Origin of the sequence: Cupriavidus sp. WS (assembly GCF_000395345.1) — a bacterium.
Lineage (GTDB): Bacteria > Pseudomonadota > Gammaproteobacteria > Burkholderiales > Burkholderiaceae > Cupriavidus > Cupriavidus basilensis_B.
Window position 1 is genome coordinate 1 of the sequence record NZ_AQPL01000399.1, and the last position, 3410, is coordinate 3410.

At 70.6% G+C, this 3410-nt stretch carries 3 protein-coding genes; 1 reads left to right on the top strand and 2 read right to left on the bottom strand.

Features of this window, described 5'->3' with window-relative positions; translation table 11 throughout:
* Nucleotides 1-46: 46 nt before the first annotated feature.
* A complete protein-coding gene (locus tag K206_RS0128210) occupies nt 47-1300 on the bottom strand; it encodes an Hsp70 family protein (protein WP_020205723.1) in 1254 nt (417 codons plus the stop codon).
* Nucleotides 1301-1419: 119 nt separating this feature from the next.
* Nucleotides 1420-2211, bottom strand: coding sequence for a histidinol-phosphatase (hisN, locus tag K206_RS0128215; RefSeq protein ID WP_020205724.1), 792 nt, complete (start codon nt 2209-2211; stop codon nt 1420-1422).
* A 292-nt stretch (nt 2212-2503) separates the two neighbouring features.
* Here hisN and K206_RS0128220 point away from each other — a divergent pair.
* Nucleotides 2504-3410 (top strand): tripartite tricarboxylate transporter permease (locus K206_RS0128220; protein WP_020205725.1); only part of this gene is annotated, 907 nt, incomplete at its 3' end.

Genomic DNA, 3410 nt, shown 5'->3' on the forward strand with positions numbered 1-3410 from the left:
CCCGCCGCCATGCGCCGGGCCGCGCTTTTTTCGCGCGGCCCGGCCCTCAGCCGAACTTGCGGCGCGCGTCCAGCGCCAGCCCCGAGCCGATGCCGCCGAACAGGTCGCCCTCGATGCGCTGCGCGCCCGGGATCAGGTCGGACAGCCGCTCGCGCAGCAGCGGCACGCTGCTCGAGCCGCCGGTAAACAGCACGGTGTCGATGTCGCCGGCCCGCACGCCGGCGTCGCGCAGCAGCGCCTGCACGGTCTGCTCGGTCTTGCCGACCAGCTTGCCGATGGCGCGGTCGAAGTCGGCGCGGCCGATGGTCATGGTCTCGCCCGGCGCGATGCGGCCCAGGTCGAGTTCGGCATGCGGCTCGGCGGACAGCGCGATCTTGGCCGCTTCCACCTGGATCGCCAGCCAGTGGCCGGCGCGCTGCTTGATGAGGCTGATCAGGCGGTCGAGCTTGACCGTGTCGGCGGCGTCGCGGTAGTTGTCCATCACGTGCGACCACGCCTTGCGCGTGTACACCTGGTTGATGGTGTGCCAGCTCGCCAGGTCGAAGTACTGGCCGGACGGCATCGCCTTGCCGTTGCGCAGCTCGCTGCCCAGGCCGAGGAACGGCATCACGCTGGCCAGGCTCAGGCTCTTGTCGAAGTCGGTGCCGCCGATGTGCACGCCGCCGTTGGCGAGGATGTCGCCGCGCCGGTCGGCCTTGCCGGCGCGCTCGGGCGACAGGCGCACCAGCGAGAAGTCGGAGGTGCCGCCACCGATGTCGGCCACCAGCACCAGCTCCTCGCGGCCGATGGTGGCTTCGTAGTCGAACGCCGCAGCGATCGGCTCGAACTGGAACTCGATGTCCCTGAAGCCGGCGTCGGCGGCGATCTCGCGCAGGGTCTGCTCGGCGAGCCGGTCAGCCTGCTCGTCCTCGTCGATGAAGAACACCGGGCGGCCCAGCACGACCCGCTCGAAGCGCGCGCCGGCGGCGCGCTCGGCGCGCTGCTTGAGCTCGCCGATGAAATGGGCGAGCAGCTTGCGGAACGGCATGGCCTGCCCCATCACCTCGGTGCTGTCTTCCATCATCGAGGTGCCCAGCAGGCTCTTGAGCGAGCGCATCAGCCGGCCTTCGTAGCCGGCCAGATAGTCGCCGAGCGCGGCGCGGCCGTAGCTGACCAGCGGGTCTTCCGCATGGAAAAAGATCACCGACGGCAGCGTCAGCTTGTCGTCTTCCAGCGGCAACAGCGTGGCGTGGCCCGGACGGACCCAGCCCACCGTGGAATTGGAGGTGCCGAAATCGAGGCCGCATGCGTTTGACGTCATGTTTCTGGTTTCTTCCCGTGCTGCAAAAAAAGAGGTCCGCATCATACTCTTCCTGCGGACCGTGATCCGGCCGTGACGGCCTGCCGCGACACCCGCCGCGGGGCAGGCGCGGCGCGCGCCTACGCCGGCGCGTTGAGCAGCGCCAGGATCTGGCCGTGCAGGCGCGCGTCGCCGCAGGCCACCACGGTGCCGCCGTGCTGCGCGTCGCCGCCGCTCCAGCTCGTCATCACGCCACCGGCGCCCTGCACGATGGGAATCAGCGCCTGCACGTCATACGGCTTGAGGCCGGCCTCGACCACCGCGTCGACGTGGCCGGCGGCGACCATGCAATAGGCATAGCAGTCGCCGCCGTAGCGCTGCATGCGCGCGGCATCGGCCACGCGCCGGAAGGCCGCGAACTGGGCCTCATCGTCGAACATCTCGGGCGTGGTGCACATCACCTTGGCCTGCGCGAGCTCGGCGCAGGCGCGCGTGCGCAGCGGCTGGCCGTTGAGCCACGCGCCGCGGCCGTCGCCGCTGAAGCGCTCGCGCGTGTAGGGCTGGTCCATCACGCCCAGCACCGGGCGCTGGCCGTCGTTGAGCGCGATCAGCGTGCCCCACAGCGGCAGCCCGGTGATGAACGCGCGCGTGCCGTCGATCGGGTCGAGCACCCAGGTCAGCGGCGAGCTGCCGGCCACGCGCCCCTCTTCCTCGCCGAGGATGCCGTGCTGCGGATAGCGCGCCCGGATCAGCGCGCGCATGGCGTGCTCGGCGGCCTTGTCGGCCTCGGTGACGGGGTCGAAGCGCCGGCCGCCCTTGTCCTCCACCGCGGGCGCGCTGCGGAAATACGGCAGGCTGGCGGCACCGGCCGCCTGCGCGAGGCTGGCGGCGAAATCCATGTATTCGGTCAACTGCTCGGCGCTCAGCGGCATGGGGGCGTCCTGTGGCGAAGTGGAAGCGGCGCGCGGCCGGCAATCCGGCATTGTAGCGGGCCGCGGCCGGCACGCCGGCGCCGCGCGCGAAGGCCGCCCCGACGCGTTGGCGCCGGGCGGGCCGCGCCAGCCGCGGCGCATCGGTGAATACCCGCGAGCGGCCCCGCTGAAAGGCGGATGAAAGCACATCCGCCTAGTGTGATTGGTGAGCCACCGAGGCGCGCAACCTGCGCACGCCTGCTGTCGAGGACGATCTCGTGGCACCACACAATGCAGGCCGGGAGACGGCGTCATGGATCTGATCGAACATCTGGGCCTCGGGTTTTCCACGGCCCTGACGCTGCAGAACGTGGGCTACTGCTTCCTCGGCTGCGTGCTCGGCACGCTGATCGGCGTGCTGCCGGGCATCGGCCCGCTGGCCACCATCGCCATGCTGCTGCCGGTGACCTACACGCTGCCGCCGGTGGCCGCGCTCATCATGCTCGCCGGCATCTACTACGGCGCGCAGTACGGCGGCTCCACCACCGCCATCCTGGTCAACCTGCCCGGTGAGTCGTCCTCGGTGGTGACCACCATCGACGGCTACCAGATGGCGCGGCGAGGGCGAGCGGGGGTGGCGCTGGCCACCGCCGGACTCGGCTCGTTCTTCGCCGGCTGCGTGTCGACGCTGATCCTGGCCGCGTTCGCCACGCCGCTGTCGGAGCTGGCCTTCAAGTTCGGCCCGGCCGAATACTTCTCGCTGATGGTGCTGGGCCTGATCGGCGCCGTGGTGCTGGCCTCGGGCTCGCTGCCCAAGGCGGTGTCGATGATCGTGCTGGGGCTGCTGCTGGGGCTGGTCGGCACCGACGTCAACTCCGGCGCCGCGCGCTTCTCGTTCGACGTGCCCGAACTCACCGACGGCGTGGACTTCGTCGCGCTGGCGATGGGCATGTTCGGCTTCGCGGAGATCATCGCCAACCTCGAACAGAAGGAAAACCGCGAGACCTTCACCGACCACGTCACCAACCTGTGGCCGAGCCGCGCCGATTTCCGCCGCATGATCCCGGCGGTATTGCGCGGCACCGCGCTGGGCTCGGTGCTGGGCATCCTGCCCGGCGGCGGCGCGGCGCTGGCCTCGTTCGCGGCCTACTCGCTGGAAAAGAAGACCTCGAAGTATTCGAGCGAATTCGGCAAGGGCGCCATCGAAGGCGTGGCCGGCC

Excerpts from the sequence above, each read along its gene's own strand:
- K206_RS0128210 (WP_020205723.1), bottom strand. The coding sequence starts at position 1,300 with ATGACGTCAAACGCATGCGGCCTCGATTTCGGCACCTCCAATTCCACG.
- hisN (WP_020205724.1), bottom strand. The coding sequence starts at position 2,211 with ATGCCGCTGAGCGCCGAGCAGTTGACCGAATACATGGATTTCGCCGCC.